Genomic DNA, 22126 nt, shown 5'->3' with positions numbered 1-22126 from the left:
GCCCAGAGCAGGAAACGGCGAACGATCATGTGCCGCTCCGCTGGACCATGAAGGCGGAAAGATCGAGCGGGGCGCGACGCGGCTTCGCCGTGGATTTGGGTACGGTGTTTCCAGCCTGGGTCAGATCGAGCGGGCGCGATGGCGGCAAGGGAGCAGTTGTAGCAGTCGGTGGGTTCGCGGGCGCCGGTGAGGCGGACGGAGGAGACGGAGCGGCGCCGCTTGCGCCCTGCCGCGGGAAATAGCGGTCGGCCGGATCGAGCGCCGCCAGACGCGAAGCATCGCTACGCGGCGTCGTCCAGAGATTGGCCACCGCCTTGGAGACCGGCTGGCGCGAGCCCTCGGTCGAGAACAGCCCGATCAGCCCCTTGGCCCGGTCAGGCGCCAACGCGGCAGCAATCGGCACCGGCTGGTCAGCGCCGGCCGCGGACTTGACGCTCCCGGTCGTGGTCGCTGCGGCAAGCTGCGTGTTGGCATGGCTCGCCGCCAGCACGCCGTAGACCTCCTGGGCCGTGCGGGCGCGGCCGGCCTTGTCGAAGAAGATGTTGCGATTGGCCGAAGCGGCCTCGGGAAAGTCCTTGGCTGCGACCCGCGTCGGATCGTTGCCGGCGGCGCGAATGAGGTCGCTCGCGCCGCGCGAGCCGAGCACATGCGCCATGTAGAGTTCGCCGGCATTCGGCTGGCGACCGAGCGTCGAGGCAAGCTGGTCGCGGTTCTTCTGCGTCAGTGCCCCGGCCATGACGGCAGCCACCTGCGGATCATTGCGCAGTTGCAGGATCTTTTCTCGCGTCGCGGCGTCCGGCACGCTGAGCCGACCGGTCTCGTCGGCGCTGATCGCATTGGCGTAATTGGAAAGCCCCTGCTTCGGCCCCTCCTGCTTCACCATGGAAAGCCAGGTCTGCTCGATGAACTGGAACAGCCCGGTGGCGCTCGAGGTCTTGGCCTTCGCATCGGGATCAAGCGCCGATTCGCGCTGCGCCGTCTTCAGCAGGTAATCAAAACCGGCACCGCTCCGTTCGGCGCCGTCGCGAATGGCATTGACGACCGGATTGGCCGGTGCAGTCTCGCGCGTCGTAGGCGTAGTGAACAGGAACATGCAGACTCTCGGGCAGCCCGAGCGCAAGGTGCCGGAGCTCCTGTGGAGACTGCCCCGATTATGGTAAGCGAACCGTTAAACACGCGGAATCACCGAGCCGGCTTGAAGCGCCGGAATGCGGCATTGGAGGAGCGTTCATGACCGAGGTGAAACGGCACAAGCGCGGCGGGATCTATTTCGAGGATTTCCAGGTCGGCGCGGTCATCGAGCACGGGCTTACGCGCACCGTGACCCAGATGGACAACATGCTCTTCTCGAACATGACCTTGAATCCGCAACCTCTTCATATCGATGCGCATTTCTGCGCGACCGAGACGGAGTGGGGCAAGCCGCTGATGAACTCCCTGTTCACGCTGGGGCTGATGATCGGCATCTCCGTCAACGACACCACGGTCGGCACCACCATCGGCAATCTCGGCATGACCGACGTGACCTTCCCTGCCCCGCTCTTCGAGGGCGACACCGTGAACTGCGTCACCGAAATCGTCGGCAAGCGTGAGTCCCGCTCGCGACCCGATGCCGGGATCGTCGAGTTCCACCATCGCGCCTTTAAGCAGGACGGCACCCTGGTCGCCCAATGTCGCCGCCAGGCCTTCATGCGCAAACACCCCGAACCCACGACGATCGCGGTCTGACCGGATGCGTTCGCTCCTTTTCGTACCGGGCGACAGCCCGAAGAAGCTCCAGAAGGGCCTGGAGAGCGGCGCCGATGCGCTGATCCTGGACCTTGAGGATTCCGTCGCACTCGACGGCAAGGCCCAGGCCCGCACCATCAGCCTGGATTTCCTCAAGGCGGCTCGCCAGCAGGCGAAGCGGCCCCTCCTGATCGTGCGCATCAATGCGCTCACGACCGGGCTCAGCGATGCCGACCTCGACATGATCATGCCGGGTGCCCCCGATGCGATCATGCTGCCGAAATCCGAGGGCGGCACCGATGTCTCGCATCTCGCCGCCAGGATCGCTGTTCGGGAGGCCGAATGCGAACTCCCGGACGGCGCGACGCGGATCATTCCGATCGCCACCGAGACCGGAAAGGGCATCTTCGGCCTCGGCAGCTATGCCGGCGCGACCCATCGGCTTGCGGCTCTGACCTGGGGAGCGGAAGACCTGTCCGCTGATCTCGGCGCTGAGACCAACCGCCTGAGCGACGGCTCCTATGCCGATCCCTACCGCCTTGCCCGATCGCTCACGCTCTTCGCCGCCGCATCCTCGCAGGTCGATGCGATCGACACCGTCTTCACAAACTTCCGTGATGCCGATGGCTTTCGCGCCGAATGCATCGCGGCTCGCCGGGACGGCTTCACCGGTAAGATGGCGATCCATCCCGCGCAGGTCCCGGTCATCAACGAGGTCTTCGCTCCAGCGCCTGAGGAGGTCGCCAAGGCCGAGGCCATCATCGCCCTGTTCGCGGCCAATCCGGGCGTGGGCGTGATCGGGCTCAACGGCGAGATGCTCGATCGCCCCCATCTTGTCAGGGCACAGCGCCTGAAGGCGCGGGCTGAGAAGCTGGGTCGATGAACCCCGGAAACCGATTCTGAAGAATCGGTTTCCCAGGTTCGATCAGGGAACGCGGATCTGGCGGCAGTTGCGCTGTGTCGAGGACAGGCAATCCTGCGCCTTCCGCGCGCGATCGAGTCCGAAGAGCAGCCAGATTCCGGCGCCAAGCAGCAGAAGCGTGGCGATGATCGCAAGCAGATTGACGGTCATTCGCCAGTCGTCATCCTCGTCCGGCGGCCGCGGCACGGGCCCTGCTCAGCCGCCGGTCGGGCGGATGATCGAGAACAGGTGGTCGACCTCGGCATAGTCCGCATAGCCGCAGCGGGCGATCGGATGGGCCGCCGCCGTGTCGAAACGTCCGTCCCGGACATAGGCGTCATCCATGAAGATCCCGACGACCTGACCCAGCACCATCCAGCGCGGCACCGGCTTGTCGTCGAGATCCTTGAGCTGCTGGATGGAGAGCAGCTTGCACTCGAGCGCGGCCGGGCTGCCGGCGACACGCGGAGCCTTGACGAATCTTGACTCGGCCATTGCGAGCCCGGAATGCTCGTATTCGCTCGCCCCGCGCGGCAGCGGCGCCGATGTCAGGTTCATCTGCTGCGCCAGTGCCTTGGTGACCAGCGAGCAGGTGAACTCGCCCGTCTCCTCGATGAAGGAAACCGCGTCCTTCTTGTCCTCGGAGGAGAACATCACGATATGCGGCCGCGACGAGACGGCGTTGAAAAAACTGTAGGGCGAGAGATTGATCTCGCCCTTGGCACTCAGCGCCGTGATCCAGCCGATCGGACGCGGCGTCACGATCGCCTTGAACGGGTCGTGCGGCAGGCCGTGGTCCTGGAGCGCGGTCGAGTAGATCATCGGCTCAGGCCCCGTAATGGCTGACGATGTCGGCGAGCACCGGCCGGTCCCGGTCGGCGGGGACGGTTTCGGGCGTTCCGACATGGATGAAGCCTGCCATGCGCTCATCATCAGCGAGGCCGAACGCAGAGAGCACGTCGCGGTCGAACGAAAACCAGTTGGTCAGCCAGGAAGCACCGAAACCCATCGCGTGAGCAGCCACGAGGATGTTCATGCAGACGGCCCCGGCGGAAAGCTCCTGCTCCCATTCCGGAATTTTGACATGAGGCCGCGCACGCGAGACCACGCCGATGATCAGCGGCGCATGGGTCAGGCGCTTCCGCTCGAACGCCACCTTCTCGTCGTCGGCATCAGGATTCCTGGCGCGAAACACCTTTGCGACCACATCGGCAGCCGTCTCGCGGGCAGCGCCCTCGAACAGAACGAAGCGCCACGGCGCAAGCTTGCCGTGATCGGGCACACGCGTGCCAATGGTCAATAGGTCGCGGAGTTGGTCGGCGCTGGGGCCGGGAGCAGACAGGAATTGCGGCGGCACCGAACGGCGCAGCTTGAGCAGGGCGAGCGTATCGGTCATGAGACTTCCGGGCGAGAGAAACGGCCGGCAGAGCCTATGGGGCCGCCAGCGCTATTGGCATCTGAACTAGTGGTTTGCCATGAAGAGGACAAGCAAGCCTGCTCAGACGCGGGCGCAAGGGCGTCAAGGACCATGAGCATGTTTGAATTGGATCGTTTCCAGAGACGGGCCCCGACCAGCGCGCCGTGCGCGCGAATGCTCGCGCGCCTGTCATCGGCTGCCCTCGCGCTGCTCCTCTCCCTAACGGCTGCGATCGCACAGATCGTTCCGCTGTCACCCTCGCCACCGAATATCCCGGAGATCTCCCCCCCGCCGGCGCCGGGAAGCACCGCGACGGTCGGCTCGGCCAATCTCAGCGCCAGCGCGCAATTCGCTAATGACCGCAAGCCGATCCGCTCCGGCCTCGTCTGGCGCGTCCTCGTCGAGTCCGTCGACGGCTCGCCGCCACGCATCGTCGCCCGCTCGAATGATGCGGAACCGGTGTTCTCCCTCGAGCCTGGCTCCTATGTGCTGCACGCGGCCTATGGCTTCGCCAGCGGCACCAAGCGGGTGGTGCTCGGCCCGCAAGGAACGCGCGAACAGATTCCGATCAGCGCCGGCGGCCTCACCCTCGCAGGCTCGATCGGCGAGACACCGATCCAGGCGGCGCAGCTTTCATTCTCGATCTTCGTGCCGTTGCAGGGGAACTCGGAAGGTCGCCTCGTCGGCAATGTCAAGGCAGGCGAGCTGATCCGCTTGCCTGAAGGCACCTATCACGTGGTCTCGACTTACGGCGATTCCAACGCGATCCAGCGCGCGGATGTGACCGTGGAATCGGGGAAGGTCACCGACGCCACCCTGCACCACCGGGCCGCGCGGGTAACGCTGAAGCTCGTCGCGTCTCCCGGCGGCGAGGCCTTCGCCGGCACCGCCTTCAGCGTGCTTACACCCGGCGGCGACGTCATTCGCGAAGCCATCGGTGCCTTCCCGCAAGTGATCCTGGCCGAAGGCGACTACGTGCTGATTGCACGTCAGGAAGGCCAGATCTTCTCGAAGGACTTCAAGGTCGAGAGCGGACTCGATCGCGATATCGAGGTCATCGCCACGAAGTGAACCCGTCCTCCGCCGGGAGGACCGCAGCCGCAATGCTCAGTTGCTGGCGCTGGGAGCTTCCGCGAGGCCGAGCTTGGCCCCTGTCAGCTCGGCGGCAATCCCGTCCGCGATTCTGACGGCGAGGCAGCGATAGCCCGCATCGACCATATGGAGCCCGTCCATGCCAACGAGTTCCTCGGCCGTGAACTGCTTTGATCTCGCCCAGCTCTTCATGATGCCGTAGCGCGGGAACACCGCAGCACCCTGCTCCTCCGCGACCTTTGCCAGGACAGCCCGGTAGTCGTCATATTTCGGATAGCGCTCTTCGCGCGGCAGCCAAGGCAGATCGATCAGGACGGTGTCGACATCGGCATCGCGGAGCTTGCGAATTCCCTTCCGCAGGATTTTCGCCAGCTTCTCCTCGCCGATGTCGCGGACGGCGTCGTTGACCGCCGTCTGCCAGATCACCAGCGCCGGCTTCTCTTCCAGGACCTCAGTGTCTATCCGCTGCAGCATGTCATAGGCCGACTGGCCGCCAACACCCTTGTTGACGACCTTGACCTCGGCCTCGGGCAGCCGGCGCTTGAGCTCGGCCTCGAGAACCGCGGGGTAACTGTGGCTGATCTCGCTTGCCCCGGCTCCGGCGGTGGCCGACGAACCGAGCGCAACGATGGTGAGCTTGCCTGTGTCCCGAAGAACCCGCTTGGCGGCCGGCAGCATCGGTTGGAAGGGAAACTGGGCTGCTCCCGAACGGCAGCGCAGATCGGCCCGACCGGCAAGCGTCAGGGGCCCGGCCTGAACGGAACTGGTGACAAGTGCGGTCGTCAGGATTGCGGCGCAGAACTGTGCAGCCCGGAAGCCGGCTTCTCTGCGGAACCACGGAGCGCGTTGGACTGATACCACGACAGGAAATTTCCTAGCACTGTCAGTATCGTAATGCCACCGAGACAAACCAGCAACTGAATGCTCAAGGCGAAATAGGTTTCCGCCAGAATGATCTGTCCGATAATCGCGAGGACGATACCGGTGCAAAAGATCTCAAGGGAATGCCGGCCCAATACTGCAAGTCGCCGCCCAACCACTCCGCAAACCAGCGCCGACTGCGCCGGCACGAAACGCACGAAGAGCCAGGTGAGAGCCGCCAGATGCAGCAGGCGGGTCCAGGCCAGATTGGTCTTGTCACTGCCGATCTGCAGGTTCTCGATCCATTCGTTCAAGGCGGTAATGCCAAACGGATTTCCCGCTGAAACCTTGATGATCAGGGCGAGCCCGACAACAGCAAATGCGAGGGCATCGATGATGGCTGACCTCGGCATGACGACGCCCATCTGCACACCGCGGCCGACCACCACGCCGAGCGTGAAGACGAGCTGCCAGGCGAAGGGATTGAAGAACCAGCCCGGCGTACCCGTATTCGGCAGATTCACCTCGAAAGTGACCGCGACCTGCCAGATCAACACCGAACCCAGGAGCGCCAGCGCAGGATTGAAGCGCACGGCCCGATAGATCAGCGGAAAGGCGGCCAGCAGCACGATATAGAGCGGCAGGATGTCGAGATAATTCGGCTGGTAGGTCAGCGTCAGCGCATCGACCAGTGCCGAGAGCGTGTCGTTGAAGAAGGGCTGGATATTGATCGCCTCGATATAGAGCGGGTTCTGGGTGGTCGTTACAGCCCGCGCCACAACCCCGCAGACGATCACGAAAACTGCGATATGGGCGATGTAGAGCGTCCAGATACGGCCGCCGATACGGAGCGCTCCCATGCCGAGACCACGGCGCTCGATGACCGAGCCATAGGCGAGCGTGGCCGAGACGCCAGCCAGGAGAACAAAGATGTCGGCCGCATCCGAGAAGCCGAAATTATGCGGCATCACGGCAGCAACGACGTTTCCCGGCATGTGATTGATGAAGATGACCAGCAGGGCGAGCCCGCGGACGGCATCGATCCGCATGTCGCGTCCCACCGGTCTCGCAGCCAGCGCACCCGCGCCGCGAAGAAGGTAGTGCCCGAAGGACGGGAAATGCGACACCAGCAGCTTCTCCGGAACGCGAGGAACACGGCCATCGGTGTTTCAGGCCAACCACCCGGACCGCCAAGGCCGGGCCAAGCATGAACAGAGTCTGCTGATTCCGTTCATCTCACGTTCATATAACGCTATCGATGCGGCCGCCATGGGGAAGCGGGATCACATCTATGTGTCTCCGGAATATGCGCGGAAGATGGCAGCCGTCGCGTGCCTGCTGGAAAGCCGGCGGATCGATCAATCACGACTCCGCGACCGAGCGGGGCTTCGCCGTGAACGCCTTGATTCTATTGATATTCGAACGCGGCCTCGCATTGCCCCAAGGCAATGCCGACGCGAGCCAGCCCTAGAAGGGTGGCTCGGCGTGGACCAGTCTGCCGTCGATCAGCAGCCGCTTGATCGCAGAACTGCCCGAGGGTGCGACGGCCGCAACGACTTCCAGCCTGCTGCGTTCCGTGCGCTCGATCGCGAGCCCGGTCCCTTGCGGCACGAAGTAGCTCTCGAGCCCATAGGCGACACGCATTCCGTTGCGGGTTCGTGAGCAATCAACGGTCCCGTTCTCCGCTCGCGGGCACACGCCAGTGGTGAGCACATGGCCCTCGATCACCACATCCGACCCGCTTGTCGGCGGCCTGATCTTGTAGGCTCCGACCGGCCGGGCGAAGCCATCGGTGCCAGGGGTGAGCTGCACATGGATGGGATCGCCGCGGCTGAAGTCGCGGTCCCCCTGGAGGCCGGCAAGATCGAGCGTGCTGATATCGTAATTCAAGATGACGTAATCACCTCGAAACAGGTCACGCGGATCGACTGGCGCCGTCCTCAACCTCACCTCGCTGCCGGAACGCAGGATGCGGGCTCGGCCTTCGACGAGCATCCCGATCGCGCCGCAGAGCACGATCATCGAGACGAGGGCCCGCAAGGTCGCCGGCACCCGGGCAACGATCCGGTCGGCGACGAGCGCGCCCATCACGCCACCTCCCCCACCGGCCGGGCAAGGCGCGCGAAGAGCCGTCGCGCACCACTGGCAAGCAGCAGCAGCACCGCGCCTGCGATCAGGAAGAACAGCGACTGGTCGAGCAGGCTGCYGATGGTCTGCCAAAGCAGGATCAGGATGGCGACACCGAACAATGCCGCACCGGCAACGACCAGACGCCGGACTCCGCCGATCGCTCCGGCGGCAATCAACCCCACGGCGCTCGCAAGGACGAGGCTCGCCACCACGACCTTGCCGGACAGGCGCATCGCACCACCCATCCAGAAGATCGTCGGCACCAAAAGTGCAAACAGGAGAGCGATGCCCAGAGGAACAGCAAAACGCCGCTCGCGCGCCAACGCAACGAAGGCGCACACGCCAGGGACAACGACGGCATAGGCGAGATAGACTGGCCAGCTCGCGTGCCCGCCCCGCGACCAGCTGGAATCGAGGATGCGGATCAGCTCAACATTGAGCACCACCATCAGCCCGAGCAGCCCCCAGGGCAGGCAGGCGCTCAGAAGAGTCGGCCCGCCGCGATCCAGCGCCACCGCACCGAGCACGATATAGGAGGTCGAGAGCGCGAGCCCATAGGCCAGGAGCCAGTAGTCGAAGGAGCCACGCAGCCAGTCACCGGGCACGAGCGCCAGCCAGCACGCGAGCGAGAGGACGGCGACATGATGCACGAGCCGGGCCCGGCGCCCCAATGCCAACCACAGCGCCGGCAGATAGCCGAGCAGGAAATAGAACTGGAGCGAGCCGCCGCTATCCTGCCAGCGCCCCCAGCTCCAGCTTGCCAGAGCGATGAACGCAACGATCAGAGCACCGTCCGAGCGCTGCAGAAACGCGACGGCCAATGCGCCGAGCGCGATCAGGAGCGCCCCCCCCGGCCAATCCGTCGGCAAATGATACATCTGGCCGACCAGAGCGACACCGGCGGCAAAACAGAGGACACCGCAGGTCGAGGCGGCATCGGCACCAAGCTTGGAACCTCGGATCTCGAGGCTGGCTGAAATCCCGAGAGCGACCACGATACTGGCCAGGATCATTGCCAGCTTCGTCAGCCGCGGAATCTCCTCCCAGTTCGCCGCGACGAAGGCTGCAACGCTTGCCGCGATGAGCAACCCGCCCAGCATTCCGAGCAGCCCCGGAAGCCGAAAGCCCCCGTCGCGCCGCAGCGAGCCACGAATTGCGGTCGCACTGTCGGAGCTGACAAGCCCCTCAGCGACCCAGCGACTCAAATCGGCTTCGAGCCGCTTGCGATAAGATCCCGTCAGCATCCCCGGCACTCTGGCATGCGGGGCCCGGATTTGGCGAGCCCCGCATGAACGAGCGTCTTCAGGATGCTACCATCTCGGCCTTGCGGCGAACCAGATCCGGAGGCATCGCCTCGGTCGTGAAGGCCACGAGTGCCTCGTCCAGGCTCATCACCGTCTGCTGCTGGCTGCCGAGACGGCGCACGGTCACCGTGCGCTCCTCGGCCTCGCGCTTGCCGACGGCCAGAATCACCGGGACCTTGGCAAGCGAGTGCTCCCGCACCTTGTAGCTGATCTTCTCGTTGCGAAGATCGGCACGTGCCCTGAGACCCTGGTTCATACAGGCAATCGTGACCTGCTCGGCATAGGCATCGGCCTCTGAGGTGATCGGACAGACCAGGATCTGTTCCGGCGCGAGCCAGAGCGGAAAATGGCCGGCATGATGTTCGATCAGGATGCCGGTGAAGCGCTCCAGCGAACCGCAGATCGCGCGGTGCACCATGCTCGGCGTCTTCTTCTCGCCATCGGAGCCGATATAGAAGGCGCCGAAGCGCTCCGGCAGGTTGAAGTCGACCTGCGTCGTGCCGCACTGCCAGTCGCGCCCGATCGCATCGCGAAGGACATACTCGAACTTGGGGCCGTAGAAGGCGCCCTCACCCGGATTGATCTCCGTCTTGATCCGGTTGCCGGATTGCCGGGCGATCAGATCCAGCACCTTCGTCATCACGTCTTCGGCGTGGTCCCACATCGCATCGGTACCGACGCGCTTCTCCGGACGGGTCGAAAGCTTGATGACCAGATCGTCGGTAAAGCCGAAATCGGCATAGACCGAGAGGATCAGGTCATTGATCTTCAGACACTCCGCCGCCAGGTCGTTTTCAGCGCAGAAGATGTGCGCGTCGTCCTGCGTGAAGCCGCGCACACGCATCAGCCCATGCAGCGCGCCAGAGGGCTCATAGCGATGGACCGCGCCGAACTCGGCGAGCCGGATCGGCAGGTCGCGATAGCTCTTGAGCCCATGCTTGAAGATCTGGACATGGCCGGGGCAGTTCATCGGCTTCAGCGCGAACATGCGCTGGTCCTTCTCCGGATCATTCGGATGCTCGAGCGCGCCGGCCGATTTCACCGCGAACATGTTGTCCTGATACCAGCCCCAGTGGCCTGAGGTTTCCCAGAGCGACTTGTCGAGGATCTGCGGCGCATTGACCTCCTCGTAATCGGCGGCGAGCCGCCGGCGCATATAGGCGATGATCTCCTGGAACAGGCGCCAGCCCTTCGAGTGCCAGAAGACGACGCCCGGCCCTTCCTCCTGGAAATGGAACAGGTCCATTTCCCGGCCGAGCTTGCGGTGGTCGCGCTTCTCCGCCTCCTCGATCTGCTTGAGATGCGCGTCGAGCTCCTCCTGCTTGGCGAAGGCGGTGCCGTAGATCCGCGTCAGCATCGGATTGTTGCTGTCACCGCGCCAATAGGCGCCAGCCACCTTCATCAGTTTGAAGGCGTTGCCGACCTTGCCGACCGAGGTCATGTGCGGCCCGCGGCAGAGGTCGATCCAGTCACCCTGAGCGTACATCTTCAGGGTCTGGTCTTCCGGGATCGCATCGACGAGCTCGACCTTGAAGGCCTCACCCTTGTCGCGGAAGAATTGCTTGGCCCTGTCGCGGCTCCACTCTTCCTTGGTGAAGGCTTTGTCGCGCGCAATGATCTCGCGCATCTTCTTCTCGATCGGCGCGAAATCCTCTGGAGAGAACGGCTCGTTCCGGAAAAAATCGTAGAAGAAGCCGTTCTCGATCACCGGGCCGATGGTGACCTGCGTGCCGGGATAGAGTTCCTGCACGGCTTCGGCGAGCACGTGGGCGCAATCATGGCGGATCAGCTCGAGCGCGCGCGGATCCTCGCGGTTGAGGAACTCGATCTTCGCATCGCGGTCGATTGCATCGCCGAGATCGACGACGGTGYCGTCGAGCGCCATGGCGACGGTGCGCTTCAGCAGAGAGGGGGAAATGCCGCCGGCAATCTCCTTTCCGGTGATGCCGGAAGGAAACTCGCGCGTGGCGCCATCAGGAAAGGTCAGGGAGATCGTCATCGATCGCGCTCCTGCTCACTCGGGGAAACGAACCCCGTAAGCCAAGGCCGGATACTGTTCGGGGAAACGCGTGAAGACCCGCATCCGGTTCAAGGGCTTCACGCTTTGCGAAGCGCCGAGTGGGATCGAGCCGATTTCGCCCGCCTCGCCTATACCAGCCGGCAGCCGCAGGCAATCGATGTAGCAGGATCACTCGTCGAGCGGAGGCGGGGCATTCACGCCGCGCCAGCGACCATAGGACCAGGGCCGGTACCAGGCGGAGTTCGGCGGCAATTCCTCGCAGACGAGATCGATGCCGCTGGTGCCGAGCGGCGTACAGCGGCAGATCCGCGCGGCACCGATCCAGCCACCGCGCCAGAGCCCGAAGCGCTGGATCGCCTCATCCGTGTAACTCGAGCAGCTCGGCCAATGCCGGCATTGGCGTCCAATCAGCATCGAGATGCTCAGCTGGTAACCGCGGATCAACCAATGCGCGCCAGAACGTGGTGCACGCGCAAAAAGACGTGACAACACGCGCACCGATGTCATTTCATCATTCTTCGTCATTACCTGTTTCATTTTGAGATTCGCTCATGCTTTGCTCCGCTCCGCGATCGGCCTCCCGTTTCCGCATTGGCGCGACCTCCATTCTGGTTCCCGCTGCCTTGCTTTTGTCGCTGACACCAGCGCCTGCCCAGCAGCGGAACAGCCTCCTCTGGCTTGAGCCCGGCAAGATCGATGTCGCCAAGATCATCGGCCTGCCCCCGGCAATGAACTCGCCCGAGCACAGGAAGGAGTTCGAAGAGGTTCTTCAGATCACGCTGAATCGGACGCCGGAGCGCGAGAAAGCCGCGATCGCGGATCAATATCAGACGCTCAATCGCTTTCTCGAAGGCATGGGAATCGACGCCCACCTCTCCGAGCACCGCGAGGTTCGCCTGCTTTTTCGCGAAGCGAATATCGAACTCGGCATCGTGCTCCTCAGCGTGCGCCGCCTGACGTCGCGGACGCGGCCCTTTGCGATGTGGAACAAGGTCAGGGTCAAGCCCTGCCCCGGCGGCAGGCCGGAAGGGACCTCCTTCCCCGCCGGCCATGCCGCGACTGCCGCACTCTATGCCGCACTGCTCAGCGATGCTGCCCCGGAGCTGAAGGACAAGTTCACGGAGCGCGTCACAAGCTATGGCGAGAGCCGGCTGGTTTGCGGCTTCCATTATGCCGGCGACCTCGTGGCGGGCGAGAAGGTCGGCCGACACGTTGCCGATGCGCTTCTGGCGGACCGAGCCTTCAGGCAGCGCTTCGACGAAACACGTCCCGAAATCCGAAAGTCGCTGGGGCTCACCTGAGCGCCGCAACCTTGGCTGCCGGCGCCGCGGCCTCGCGCGCCGCCTCGATCTGACCGATCGCGTCGACCACGGCATCGAAGGTCAGCATGGTCGAGGCATGGCGTGCCTTATAGTCGCGCACCGGCACCAGAACGGCGAGATCGCTCCACTTGCCCGCGGGCGGCTCGGCATTCTCCTTCAGGATCGCACGCGCCTGCTCGCGAACCGCGCGAAGTTCGCCGGCCGTGGACCCGATGACCTGGCGCGCCATGATCGAGGAGGACGCCTGCCCAAGCGCGCAGGCTTTGACGTCATGCCCGAAGCCGGTGACGACATCGCCGTCCATCGTCAGATCGACGGTGACGGTGGAGCCGCACAGCCTGGAATGCGCGGTCGCAGTCGCGTCCGGCGTCGGCAATCGCTCGAGCAGCGGGATGTTTCCTGCCAGTTCCAGGATGCGTTTGTTGTAGACGTCGCTCAGCATGACTTGGTCCTCGCCGGCTCTGGAATGACCGGCGCGCGGTTCCAATATAGGGTGGAACGCCTGCGTGCGGGAGATGGGTGGCGCCCGATGATGCCGCAGGAGCAGAACTTGTCGCAATTCTTACGAGGCGACGCGATGTCACGGCGACCCGCCGAATCTGCATCGCTAGGCCTTGGGACACGAACCGTAACGGGAGGCACCACATGATCCCTGTGGTTAAGTCCTTGTCCGTCGAGAGGGCTCTCAGCCCCTCCGCTGACAAGTTTCCAGCCAGGCGTCCGACCCAGGAGCAGGCCGAGGAGGCTGTGCGTACCCTCCTTCTGTGGGCGGGCGACGACCCCTCCCGCGAAGGCCTGCTTGAAACGCCGCAGCGCGTCGCCAAGGCCTACAAGGAATTCTACAGGGGCTACTCCGAAAATCCCGACGAGATCCTCGACCGGGTCTTCGAGGAGGTCGACAACTATCAGGACATGGTCCTCGTCCGCGACATCCCGTTCCATTCGCATTGCGAGCACCACATGGTGCCTTTCGTCGGCAAGGCGCATATCGGCTACTACCCCGCGAAGGGCGTTGTCGGCCTGTCGAAGCTGGCCCGCATCGTCGATGTCTACGCTCGGCGCCTCCAGACCCAGGAGGCCATGACGGCGCAGATTGCCCGGATCATCGACAAGGCGCTCGAACCGCGCGGCGTCGCCGTTCTGGTGGAGGCCGAGCACATGTGCATGTCGATGCGGGGCGTGCTGAAGCAAGGCTCATCGACGCTGACCACGCAATATACCGGCGTGTTCAAGGACCCTGCCGAACAGGTCCGCTTCTTCACCATGGTCAAGTCACCTGGCCTGTAGGATTGGCGCGACGCGGCATTGGCGATAACCACCGCCACCATGATAAGGGGCGCCTCGCGAGATGCGCCCTGTCCTGCTGCGGAGCCGCCAATGTCCAGCTTCCCCGTTTTGTCCGACAAGCATGCGCTCGAGGAAGGCACGACGCTGGCGCCGCGCTTCGACACCAGCGGCCTCGTCACCTGCGTGACGACCGACGCCGAGACGGGCGAACTCCTGATGGTCGCCCATATGAACGCCGAAGCCCTTCAACGCAGCATCGCGACGGGGGAAGCCTGGTACTGGTCGCGCTCGCGCAAGGAGCTCTGGCACAAGGGCGCCACCTCCGGACAGGTCCAGACCATCCTCGAGATGCGCGTCGACTGCKACCAGGATGCCATTTGGCTGAAGGTGAAGGTCGCGGGCGATGGCGGGTGCTGCCACACGGGCCGGCACTCGTGCTTTTACCGGGTGAAGCCGCTGCGCGATGCCGCAGTCGAACCTCTCACCTTGCTCGCCACGTGATGCAGGGCCGCGTTGGCAATCCTTTCACCAATCTAACATTTTTCTGTCAAATCCGCTTGTTAGGCGCAACCGTCGCGCGTGTGATTCAGGTTCTCCTCACTTTCTCGCGAGACGATGATCCACCCGCGGAGGGTCGGGATCATGTTATGGGATGGTATTGCTCGACGGGCCTTTGGAATGGGCGGCGGCGTGGCCTCTATGAATGACCTTAGTATCGAACCGCTGCTGCGGCGCAGCAGCAGACCAAGGATCGGCCTTGCTCTCGGTGGTGGAGCTGCGCGCGGCTGGGCCCATATCGGCGTAATCGAGGTCCTGACGGAAGCGGGCTTCGCCCCCGATGTCATTGCCGGAACATCGATCGGCGCCGTGGTCGGCGGCTGCTTTTCCGCGGGAAAGCTGCCGGCGCTGACCGAATTCGCGATGGGCCTGACCAAGCGCCGTGTCGTCGGACTGATGGACTTCCACATCGGTGGCGCGGGCCTCATCTCCGGTGGCCGCCTGAAGCGCCTGCTTGAACGCGACCTTGTCGGCATCCGCATCGAGGCCCTGCCGCAGCGCTTCGTCGCAGTGGCGACAGAACTCGGCACGGGCCACGAAATCTGGCTGACCCATGGCCCACTCGTCGAGGCCCTGCGTGCCTCCTACGCGCTGCCCGGCGTCTTCGATCCGGTGAAGCTCGGCGGGCGCTGGTTGATGGACGGCGCCCTGGTCAACCCTGTGCCAGTCACCGCCGCACGCGCGCTTGGCGCCGATGTCGTGATCTGCGTCAACCTCAACAGCGACCTCTCGGGACGCGGCACCACCATCCAGAACCACAGCTCGGATCCGGACCCCGAATCCCTGCCCGAGCTCGACATTCGCCCGACTTCGCGCTGGCTGGACGGCATCAGCGGTGCGGCACGGCGCATGCGCGGTTTCCTTGGCCGCGCCAGCAACGATCAGCCCGGGCTCGCCGGCGTGATGGTCGATGCCTTCAACATCACCCAGGATCGCATCTCGCGCTCGCGGCTGGCCGGCGATCCGCCCGACGTCATGATCGGGCCCAAGCTCGCCAAGGTCGGCCTGTTCGATTTCCATCGGGCCGATGAGGCCATGGAACTCGGCCGCGTCGCCGCACGGCGCGCGCTCGACGAGATCGCGGCCATGGTCGCGAGCAATCACATCGCGGCCGACTGATCCGGGCTGCTCGCTCTGCAGGGCAGACCGGCCTCAGGCCATCGCGATGTAATCCCGCATGGCCCGGCTCTCGGCCTCGATCTCGGCGACACGGTGCTTCACGACGTCCCCGATCGAGACGATCCCCGTGACCCGCCCGTTCTCAAGCACCGGAACATGGCGGAAGCGGCCCACCGTCATCAGCTCCATCAACTCATCAACGCTGGTCTCATGGCGGCAGGTAACGACCTTGGCCGTCATGATCCGCGAGACCGGGCTCTCCAATGCGGCCGTCCCGGTTTCGGCAAGAGCGCGGATGATGTCTCTTTCGGACAGGATTCCGAGCAAGCTGCCGTCGGCGCCAGCGACCACGACTGCGCCGATACGCTTCTCGCCAAGCGTGCGGATTGCCTCGGCGAGCGTACGATGCGGCTGCACCGAGATGACATCGTGCCCCTTGTTACCGAGAATCTGCGCGACGTTCATGAACGCGTTCCTCCTGTTTGGCGCACCATCGCCCTGGCGCGCGAAATCAACGGGAGCGTTGCCCGGCCGATGACGGGTCAAGTCGCCAAAGAGGCCGTCGCAAGCCCTTCGCAGAACCGGGAGTGTGGGCGAAGACCGGGGCGACGGCAAGGCGAATGGCGCGAAGCCGCGGGCAGATTGGCGGCTTCGGGCCCCCTCAGCGCCGTACCGCGCCGCGATCGAGCAGCGGGAACAGCAGCAGTCCGACGAGAAAGCCGCCGATATGCGCCTCCCAGGCAATGCTGGTGTCCTCGCCCAGGATCGGAACCAGCCCGGCGCCGAACAGGAAATTCGTGGCGAACCAGATCACGATGAAGATCAGGGCGCGCGGATTGCGCCAGAGCTGCCCGAAAGGCTCGGCAGGAATCGAGCGCACCACGGCGTCATCCGCCAATCCACCAAAGCGCAAGCCAGGTGCGAAGACGAAGCGGATCGCAGCGGCAGTCGCCCCTGAAACAGCCGCCGAGGCGCCAACCAAAGGCAGCACATCGAGATCGCGTGACCACCAGTGCAGCAGAGCGCCGCCGATCGTCGAAAGCGCCATCAGATTGAGAAAGCGCCCGGTTCCGAGGCGGCGCGCCACCGGACTGCCAAAGGCCGCAAGCCAGACGACATTTGATAGCAGATGCACCCAGGAGCCGTGCAGCAGACCATAGGTGAGCAAGGTCCAGAGGCGTGGGCCGCCATCGGCAATCAGCAACCGCACAAGCTGCAACCGGTCCGCCAGATCCTGCCCGGCCATCCTTTGCGTCAACTCGGCGAGCATGTCCTGAGCACGGCTGGGGTCGAGCCAGAGGCTCAGCCGCGCCGGCACGAAAGCGAGCCAGGACATCAGGACGAAGTCGTCATATTCCGACAGCACGGAGCGCCCGGCCTGGATCAGCGCGAGTGCGGCGATCAGCCAGACGACGGCGGATGGCAGGTTCAGGATCGGTTCGCGCTCTGGCGGGGCCGACGGGCCGGCAGGAATCTGGGACATGCTACGCAACCCTTGCCGAAGCTGCACCTGCGACGCAAGCCGGCCGATGCTTCCTTTTGCGCGGGCCCAATGAAAAAGGGGAGAGCCACCGGCCCTCCCCCTTCTCGGCTGTGGCCCTGCCGCTGCGCGAAGCATCGGCAGCACGGTCACGCCCCCCATTCACCCCGAATGACCCCAGGGCCCACCTCGCGGCCGGCCCTCGAATTGGCTTGCATTTGATAAGCATTTTAACGGGTTATCCACAATGCTAAGATTTCGTTAACCCTAACGAGCCTGCGCCCGTCGTCCTGTCCGCCCCCCATGGCAAGACGGCATGCCCACTGCGTCTCGCGATTCGGCAGGGACCGAAACGTCCCGCGCTCTGACGAATATGTGTCCTTACGACACGTATTCGGACTTGCGGCGTACGCAGACAGGACAGGATGTCAGAATGAAAAACATGAGCACCCGCCTTGTGTTCGATTACTGGGACGTGCTGCGCGGCGAGCGTTCCGCGCCGGAACGGGGCGAGATCGAGCCAGGTGCGCTGCGTCATGCCCTCGCCGACACGTTCGTTCTCGAGAATGAGCCGATCGGGCCCGTCTTTCGGCTGGCCGGCACGCGGCTCTGTGCGCTCTTCGGCAGCGAACTGCGCGGACGCGCCTTTGCCGCACTCTGGCCGGACGTGGAAGCCCAGGGCGAAATGCGCCGCCTCGTGCAAACCGTGATGGATGAATCCGCCGGCGCCGTCGCTGGCCTCTCGGCCGAGACCATGAACGGCTCTCCGGTCTATCTCGAACTGCTGTTGCTGCCGCTGCGCTATCGCGGTCGGACCCATGCACGCGTTCTCGGGGCGCTCTCGCCCGCCCTGACGCCGGAATGGCTTGGGCTCGACACCTTGGCCTCCATGCGCATGATCTCGCTCCGGATGCTGTGGCCGTCGGCCCATAGCCAGCGTGCGCCTGAACCCGTTGCACGCGTCATGCCGCCAAAATTCCTGGTCCTTCCGGGCGGCAGAAACTGAAGATCTAACGTATCGTTAACCCTCCCGCCGCTAGGGTCGGCCCAAATCAGGCTGATCCGATGCTTAGTGCGCAGCACACCTCCCGTCCGGCCATCCGCCCTGTCGAGCGCAGGCGGCATCAGCGTATGAAGGTTGTGCTGCTCGGACGCTACATGCTTCCGAACCGCATGGAATACCCTTGCCAGACGGTCGACATCTCCCCGGGCGGCCTGCATCTCGTCGCTCCCGCCAAGGCTCATCCCGGCGAGCGGGTCATCGTCTATCTCGAACATCTCGGGCGTATTGAGGGCATTGCCGTCCGCACCACGCTGGAAGGCTTCGCGATGACCATCACCGCGACCAGCCGCAAGCGCGAGAAATTCACCGCCCAGCTGACATGGCTGGCCAATCGCGATGAACTGGGACTGCCGGAGGATCGGCGTCACGAGCGCATCATTCCGCGCAACCCCCGCTCGATGCTGACGCTCGATGACGGATCGGAGCACGTCGTGCGGGTGATCGACATCTCGTTGTCGGGCGTCGCCTTTTCAACCGAGCATCAACTACCGATCAACACGCCGGTCAAGATCGGCGGCACGGCAGCCAAGGTCGTGCGCCGGTTCGATGGCGGCTACGCGGCGGAGTTCCGCTTCCCGCTCTCTGCCGATGTGCTCGACGAGAATCTCGAGCTCTGATCCGGGCGGGCCATCGCCCCCTCTCCCTTTCAAGACATCGTCTCATGCCTGACGCCCGGGCGTCAGCGCGGTCTGGCTGTTTCGGGACCTAGGCCGGGGTGTCAGCCCGTCGATGTCTCAACGTGCGGCGTCGGGGCGACGCGCTGAAATCCAAGCGCCATGCCGGAGCGCCCCCCACATGGGCTCGTCTACGGATTCCGGCCGTACGCCTCGCCTCAGCGGAGTGTGACATGAGGGACGGCTCGCTGCCCTCAGTCGGGGGCGCGCCTCGTCGCGTTTCCCCACAGCGTTAATGAAACCTGCCCACAACATTCAGACCTGCCACAGTTAACGAATCGAGAACGCAGCGCTCACATTTCTTACTTCGGCATTTGGCGTTGATTTATACTGTCAGATGATCCGAATACGGAGCGCCTGATTACATAAAATTGCTTGTTTCCATTTCAAGCGACATCCATCTGCCTCACGCATCGTCTGCCCCAGGGACAGGAAAGGGGACGACATGCTTTCTATTCATCGGGGTACAGTTCTGGCTGCGCTGATCGCAGTTGCTGGAATTTCATCGGTTCAGGCCCAACAGGTTGCCGCTCTACCGGCCGCCGCCATGCCGATTGCAGCTTCGGGCGATGCCCGGGCGCCTTATGCCTGGACGGATTTCTGCAAGCGCAATCCGGTCGAATGCGCGGTCAATACTCAGGAGCCCGAGCGTGTCGAGATGACGCCAAAGCTCTGGAAGACGATTATTGCTCTCAACAACAAGACAAATCGGGAGATCGAAGCGATCACGGACCAGGATCACTGGGGCGTCGTCGATCGCTGGGACATCCCGACCGACGGCAAGGGCGACTGCGAGGATTACGCCCTGCTCAAGCGCAAGCGTCTTGCCGAAGCCGGCGTGCCCCGTCGCGCCATGCTGATGACGGTAGTGATCGACGAGGAAAACGCCGGCCACGCCGTGCTGATGATCCGCACCGATCGCGGTGACTATGTGCTCGACAACAAGCGCAACGCGATCCTGCCGTGGAGCCAGACCGGCTACGTCTACGTCAAGCGCGAGTCGCAGTATCAGACGGGTTGGACCTCGCTCGGCGGACTCTCGACGCCGACTGTCGCTTCGGCTCGCTGAAGACGAACAAGATTGGCCGCAGCACCAGGCTGCCGCGGCCACATGGACGGCGAGGCTCGGTCACGTCCCCACCCCACCCCGTCCCCAGGCCGGGTTTCGCCATAGGGCCGACGCTTCCCCCCGAGGCGTCGGCCCGTCTCGTTTCCGGCCCTGGCCGGTGCGGTTGGATGATCGGACCAGATATCGTACCCGGACCGAGGATCTGAACTTCTGCGTGTGCGCCGGCCTTCCCGAAAACCGCAATCCGCCCTTCGGGCCRCTGCTTCAGCCGATCTGCTTGAGCCCGACGGCAAACTGCTTCCAGCGCGCGACATAGGCACGGGCCGAGCCTGCAATGCCGGCAATCGCCGCCTCGTCGAGCGTGCGGATGGCGCGGGCGGGAGACCCGACGATCAGCGAGTTCTCCGGAAACTCCTTGCCCTCGGTCACGAGAGCATTGGCGCCGACCAGGCTGTTGCGGCCGATTTTCGCGCCGTTCAGTACCGTCGCGCCCATCCCGATCAGGCTGTTCTCTCCGATGATGCAGCCATGCAGGATCGCCCGGTGGCCGATGGTGCAGCCGGCTCCGACGCGCAGCGGCGAGCCCATATCGGTGTGCAGGACGCAGCCCTCCTGGATATTGCTGCCTTCGCCGATTTCGATCCATTCATTGTCGCCACGCAGCACTGCGCCGAACCAGATTCCGACGCCGGCTGCGAGCTTCACCCTGCCGATCACATGCGCATCGGGCGCAAGCCACCACTGGCCTGCGGCGGGGCATTCGGGGGCAGTCCCGTCGAGCGAATAGAGCGGCATGGGCGGATCATCCTTCTGCAAACCTGCCGCGAGGATTGCAGGTCGGCCGGCCGCCCCGTCAAGCGCCGCCGACGTAATGCAGCAGGTCGAGCACCACGCGCCCCGAGGCGACGCTCCAGAGAGACGCCGCCATGCTCGCCAGCATGACGAAGGCAAAGGGCCGGCCATCGCTGCGGCGGCCCCTCACGGTATTGCGAAGGATGAGAAACGGCGCGCTGAAGACGACGACCGGCACGCTCGCGACCGCGGCCAGCCCTCCCGTCTGCAGCAGTTGAAAATCAGCACGCTTCTCGGTGAACAGCTCGAAGGCGCTCGCCATCAGCCCGGCAAAGGCAAAGCCGATGAACAGGGACTGGAGTGCCTCGACGGCAGCGGGTTCGATACGCAACGTCACGGCTCCGGGCGAGAACGCACCTGCACTGTGCCGCATGGTTTACGAAGTGTGAAGAAATCTCGTTAGCGATGGTTAACCCTTGCGCCGCGCGGCAATCCTCGCGCAATCCACATGGTTTACGGAGCATTAAGGCGCGTCTGATTCAGTCACTGGCACCTGTTATCGAGGTGCTTGGATCTTGACCGCATACCCGCACCATTCGCCCCAACGCGCCGCCGGCCTCACGACCGTGGTCCGCGCACGCCTGAATCGGCCGCCGCCGCCCCCGCCTCGCGCTGATGGCGCGCTCTGGAAAGCGGCCGGCGCGATCCTGCTGGTTGCCGCCGCAGCAACCGGATACGCTCTCTACGGCCATCGCCTGGCGGCAGCTCCTGTGACCCAGCACCAGCCGGCGCGCGTCGGCCAGGTCTCGCTCCTGGTTCCCCAGGATCTGGCCGGCTCCGAACAGGAAGACAGCGAGCGGGTGGTCGGCATGACCCGGCTGCGTCTCGACTGGCCGAGTTTCGGTCCCGTGACCGCCCAAAGCCGACGCAAGCTACTGGTCACGTTGAGCCCGCCCGACAAGGTCAACGAGCCGGCGACACAGCTCTCGGTCTATGCCCGCTTCCTGACTCCGACGGTCTGGTCCAATCCGGGCGGGCTTGTCGTACGCGGGTTCCGCAAGGGCTCACCCTATGAGGGCGACGAGCTCTACGTTTCGGTCCCGGATGGGCGAGGCTTTGCAGCGCGCTGCCCGGTGAACACCGGCCCCGCCCCTCTCGACGAACTCTGCCGCGTCACCTTCCGGCATCGCGGACTTGACGTGAACATCCGCTTCCCGCGCGCCGTCATCGCCGACTGGGAGCTGATGGTCGGCGGCGTCAGGCGCACCATCGATGGGATGATGCGCTGAGCCGCTGATGGCCCTCAGCC

General features: G+C 64.4%; 26 protein-coding genes. 11 read left to right on the top strand and 15 right to left on the bottom strand.

From position 1 onward, the window contains the following. Window positions 1-25: 25 nt before the first annotated feature. Window positions 26-1093 (bottom strand): lytic transglycosylase domain-containing protein, encoded by a 1068-nt coding sequence (locus tag AC1D34_RS15430; RefSeq protein WP_476824674.1) that lies wholly within the window; start codon window positions 1091-1093, stop codon window positions 26-28. A 137-nt stretch (window positions 1094-1230) separates the two neighbouring features. On the opposite strand from AC1D34_RS15430, the gene AC1D34_RS15425 reads away from it, so the two are divergent. Together AC1D34_RS15425 and AC1D34_RS15420 are read left to right on the top strand one after the other, a co-directional pair. Then, entirely contained in the window at window positions 1231-1728 is a 498-nt protein-coding gene (locus tag AC1D34_RS15425) for a MaoC family dehydratase (protein WP_441491385.1), read from the top strand. Window positions 1729-1732: 4 nt separating this feature from the next. Further along, window positions 1733-2611, top strand: a complete 879-nt coding sequence (locus AC1D34_RS15420; protein ID WP_441491386.1) for an HpcH/HpaI aldolase/citrate lyase family protein — start codon at window positions 1733-1735, stop codon at window positions 2609-2611. Window positions 2612-2653: 42 nt separating this feature from the next. Here the strand turns inward: AC1D34_RS15420 and AC1D34_RS15415 are convergent, their stop codons facing one another. The 3 genes from AC1D34_RS15415 to AC1D34_RS15405 are packed head-to-tail and all read right to left on the bottom strand — an operon-like array spanning window position 2654 to window position 4025. Beyond that, on the bottom strand, window positions 2654-2836 hold the full coding sequence (locus AC1D34_RS15415) for a hypothetical protein (RefSeq protein ID WP_069880080.1): 183 nt from the start codon (window positions 2834-2836) through the stop codon (window positions 2654-2656). 9 nt (window positions 2837-2845) lie between these two features. Further along, window positions 2846-3451, bottom strand: a complete 606-nt coding sequence (locus AC1D34_RS15410) for a flavin reductase family protein (RefSeq protein ID WP_441506153.1) — start codon at window positions 3449-3451, stop codon at window positions 2846-2848. A 4-nt stretch (window positions 3452-3455) separates the two neighbouring features. Further along, window positions 3456-4025, bottom strand: a complete 570-nt coding sequence (locus AC1D34_RS15405) for a nitroreductase family protein (protein ID WP_441491389.1) — start codon at window positions 4023-4025, stop codon at window positions 3456-3458. A 195-nt stretch (window positions 4026-4220) separates the two neighbouring features. On the opposite strand from AC1D34_RS15405, the gene AC1D34_RS15400 reads away from it, so the two are divergent. Then, window positions 4221-5117, top strand: a complete 897-nt coding sequence (locus AC1D34_RS15400; RefSeq protein WP_476824673.1) for a hypothetical protein — start codon at window positions 4221-4223, stop codon at window positions 5115-5117. Between the two features lie 36 nt (window positions 5118-5153). Here AC1D34_RS15400 and AC1D34_RS15395 read toward each other — a convergent pair whose 3' ends face one another. From AC1D34_RS15395 to yidD, 6 genes are all read right to left on the bottom strand, one after another. Next, window positions 5154-5999, bottom strand: a complete 846-nt coding sequence (locus tag AC1D34_RS15395; RefSeq protein ID WP_441506155.1) for an SGNH/GDSL hydrolase family protein — start codon at window positions 5997-5999, stop codon at window positions 5154-5156. Further along, on the bottom strand, window positions 5921-7126 hold the full coding sequence (locus AC1D34_RS15390) for an OpgC family protein (protein ID WP_441491392.1): 1206 nt from the start codon (window positions 7124-7126) through the stop codon (window positions 5921-5923). Before AC1D34_RS15390 ends, AC1D34_RS15395 begins: the two co-directional genes overlap by 79 nt. 340 nt (window positions 7127-7466) lie before the next feature. Then, window positions 7467-8087, bottom strand: a complete 621-nt coding sequence (locus AC1D34_RS15385) for a GDYXXLXY domain-containing protein (protein WP_476824672.1) — start codon at window positions 8085-8087, stop codon at window positions 7467-7469. Beyond that, on the bottom strand, window positions 8087-9373 hold the full coding sequence (locus AC1D34_RS15380) for a DUF2157 domain-containing protein (RefSeq protein ID WP_476824671.1): 1287 nt from the start codon (window positions 9371-9373) through the stop codon (window positions 8087-8089). The genes AC1D34_RS15385 and AC1D34_RS15380 overlap by 1 nt, the downstream gene beginning before the upstream one ends. A 58-nt stretch (window positions 9374-9431) precedes the next feature. After that, window positions 9432-11432: a threonine--tRNA ligase gene (thrS, locus tag AC1D34_RS15375; RefSeq protein WP_476824670.1), complete on the bottom strand. Its 2001-nt coding sequence runs from the start codon at window positions 11430-11432 to the stop codon at window positions 9432-9434. A 189-nt stretch (window positions 11433-11621) separates the two neighbouring features. Beyond that, complete coding sequence (gene yidD, locus AC1D34_RS15370; protein WP_441491563.1) at window positions 11622-11960, bottom strand: membrane protein insertion efficiency factor YidD; 339 nt, start codon at window positions 11958-11960, stop codon at window positions 11622-11624. Window positions 11961-12004: 44 nt separating this feature from the next. Here yidD and AC1D34_RS15365 point away from each other — a divergent pair, with 44 nt between their 5' ends. After that, on the top strand, window positions 12005-12754 hold the full coding sequence (locus tag AC1D34_RS15365; RefSeq protein ID WP_476824669.1) for a phosphatase PAP2 family protein: 750 nt from the start codon (window positions 12005-12007) through the stop codon (window positions 12752-12754). Here the strand turns inward: AC1D34_RS15365 and AC1D34_RS15360 are convergent. Then, complete coding sequence (locus AC1D34_RS15360; protein ID WP_441491397.1) at window positions 12747-13217, bottom strand: iron-sulfur cluster assembly scaffold protein; 471 nt, start codon at window positions 13215-13217, stop codon at window positions 12747-12749. The genes AC1D34_RS15365 and AC1D34_RS15360 overlap by 8 nt on opposite strands. Before the next feature lie 203 nt (window positions 13218-13420). On the opposite strand from AC1D34_RS15360, the gene folE reads away from it, so the two are divergent. The 3 genes from folE (at window position 13421) to AC1D34_RS15345 (ending at window position 15739) form a co-directional block, all read left to right on the top strand. Continuing rightward, the gene (folE, locus tag AC1D34_RS15355) at window positions 13421-14062 is read left to right on the top strand and encodes a GTP cyclohydrolase I FolE (protein WP_476824668.1); all 642 of its coding nucleotides are present in this window, start codon (window positions 13421-13423) and stop codon (window positions 14060-14062) included. 90 nt (window positions 14063-14152) lie between these two features. Next, entirely contained in the window at window positions 14153-14563 is a 411-nt protein-coding gene (hisI, locus tag AC1D34_RS15350; protein ID WP_476824667.1) for a phosphoribosyl-AMP cyclohydrolase, read from the top strand. A 198-nt stretch (window positions 14564-14761) separates the two neighbouring features. After that, window positions 14762-15739, top strand: coding sequence for a patatin-like phospholipase family protein (locus tag AC1D34_RS15345; RefSeq protein ID WP_476824666.1), 978 nt, complete (start codon window positions 14762-14764; stop codon window positions 15737-15739). Window positions 15740-15772: 33 nt separating this feature from the next. Here AC1D34_RS15345 and AC1D34_RS15340 read toward each other — a convergent pair whose 3' ends face one another. Both AC1D34_RS15340 and AC1D34_RS15335 read right to left on the bottom strand, forming a co-directional pair. Continuing rightward, window positions 15773-16204, bottom strand: a complete 432-nt coding sequence (locus AC1D34_RS15340; protein ID WP_441491401.1) for a CBS domain-containing protein — start codon at window positions 16202-16204, stop codon at window positions 15773-15775. 196 nt (window positions 16205-16400) lie between these two features. After that, a complete protein-coding gene (locus tag AC1D34_RS15335) occupies window positions 16401-17222 on the bottom strand; it encodes a rhomboid family intramembrane serine protease (protein WP_476824665.1) in 822 nt (273 codons plus the stop codon). Between the two features lie 439 nt (window positions 17223-17661). Here AC1D34_RS15335 and AC1D34_RS15330 point away from each other — a divergent pair, with 439 nt between their 5' ends. The 3 genes from AC1D34_RS15330 to AC1D34_RS15320 all read left to right on the top strand — a co-directional run bounded on the left by AC1D34_RS15330 (window position 17662) and on the right by AC1D34_RS15320 (window position 20025). After that, complete coding sequence (locus tag AC1D34_RS15330; RefSeq protein WP_441491403.1) at window positions 17662-18225, top strand: PAS domain-containing protein; 564 nt, start codon at window positions 17662-17664, stop codon at window positions 18223-18225. A 59-nt stretch (window positions 18226-18284) separates the two neighbouring features. Next, window positions 18285-18899, top strand: coding sequence for a PilZ domain-containing protein (locus AC1D34_RS15325; RefSeq protein WP_476824664.1), 615 nt, complete (start codon window positions 18285-18287; stop codon window positions 18897-18899). Between the two features lie 502 nt (window positions 18900-19401). Continuing rightward, window positions 19402-20025, top strand: a complete 624-nt coding sequence (locus tag AC1D34_RS15320) for a transglutaminase-like cysteine peptidase (protein WP_069880063.1) — start codon at window positions 19402-19404, stop codon at window positions 20023-20025. 264 nt (window positions 20026-20289) lie between these two features. Here AC1D34_RS15320 and AC1D34_RS15315 read toward each other — a convergent pair whose 3' ends face one another. Both AC1D34_RS15315 and AC1D34_RS15310 read right to left on the bottom strand, forming a co-directional pair. Further along, a complete protein-coding gene (locus tag AC1D34_RS15315; protein ID WP_441491405.1) occupies window positions 20290-20820 on the bottom strand; it encodes a gamma carbonic anhydrase family protein in 531 nt (176 codons plus the stop codon). Between the two features lie 58 nt (window positions 20821-20878). After that, window positions 20879-21208 carry a DUF6949 family protein gene (locus AC1D34_RS15310; RefSeq protein WP_069882633.1) on the bottom strand — a complete coding sequence of 110 codons (330 nt, stop codon included), beginning with the start codon at window positions 21206-21208 and terminating at the stop codon, window positions 20879-20881. 184 nt (window positions 21209-21392) lie between these two features. Between AC1D34_RS15310 and AC1D34_RS15305 the strand changes: the two genes are divergently transcribed. Beyond that, on the top strand, window positions 21393-22106 hold the full coding sequence (locus tag AC1D34_RS15305; RefSeq protein WP_476824663.1) for a hypothetical protein: 714 nt from the start codon (window positions 21393-21395) through the stop codon (window positions 22104-22106). The last annotated feature ends 20 nt before the right edge of the window (window positions 22107-22126 follow it).

The organism is Allobosea sp. P1_A7, from assembly GCF_056406775.1.
Note: the sequence above shows the minus strand (reverse complement) of the source record. Positions and strands in the feature narration are given on the sequence as shown.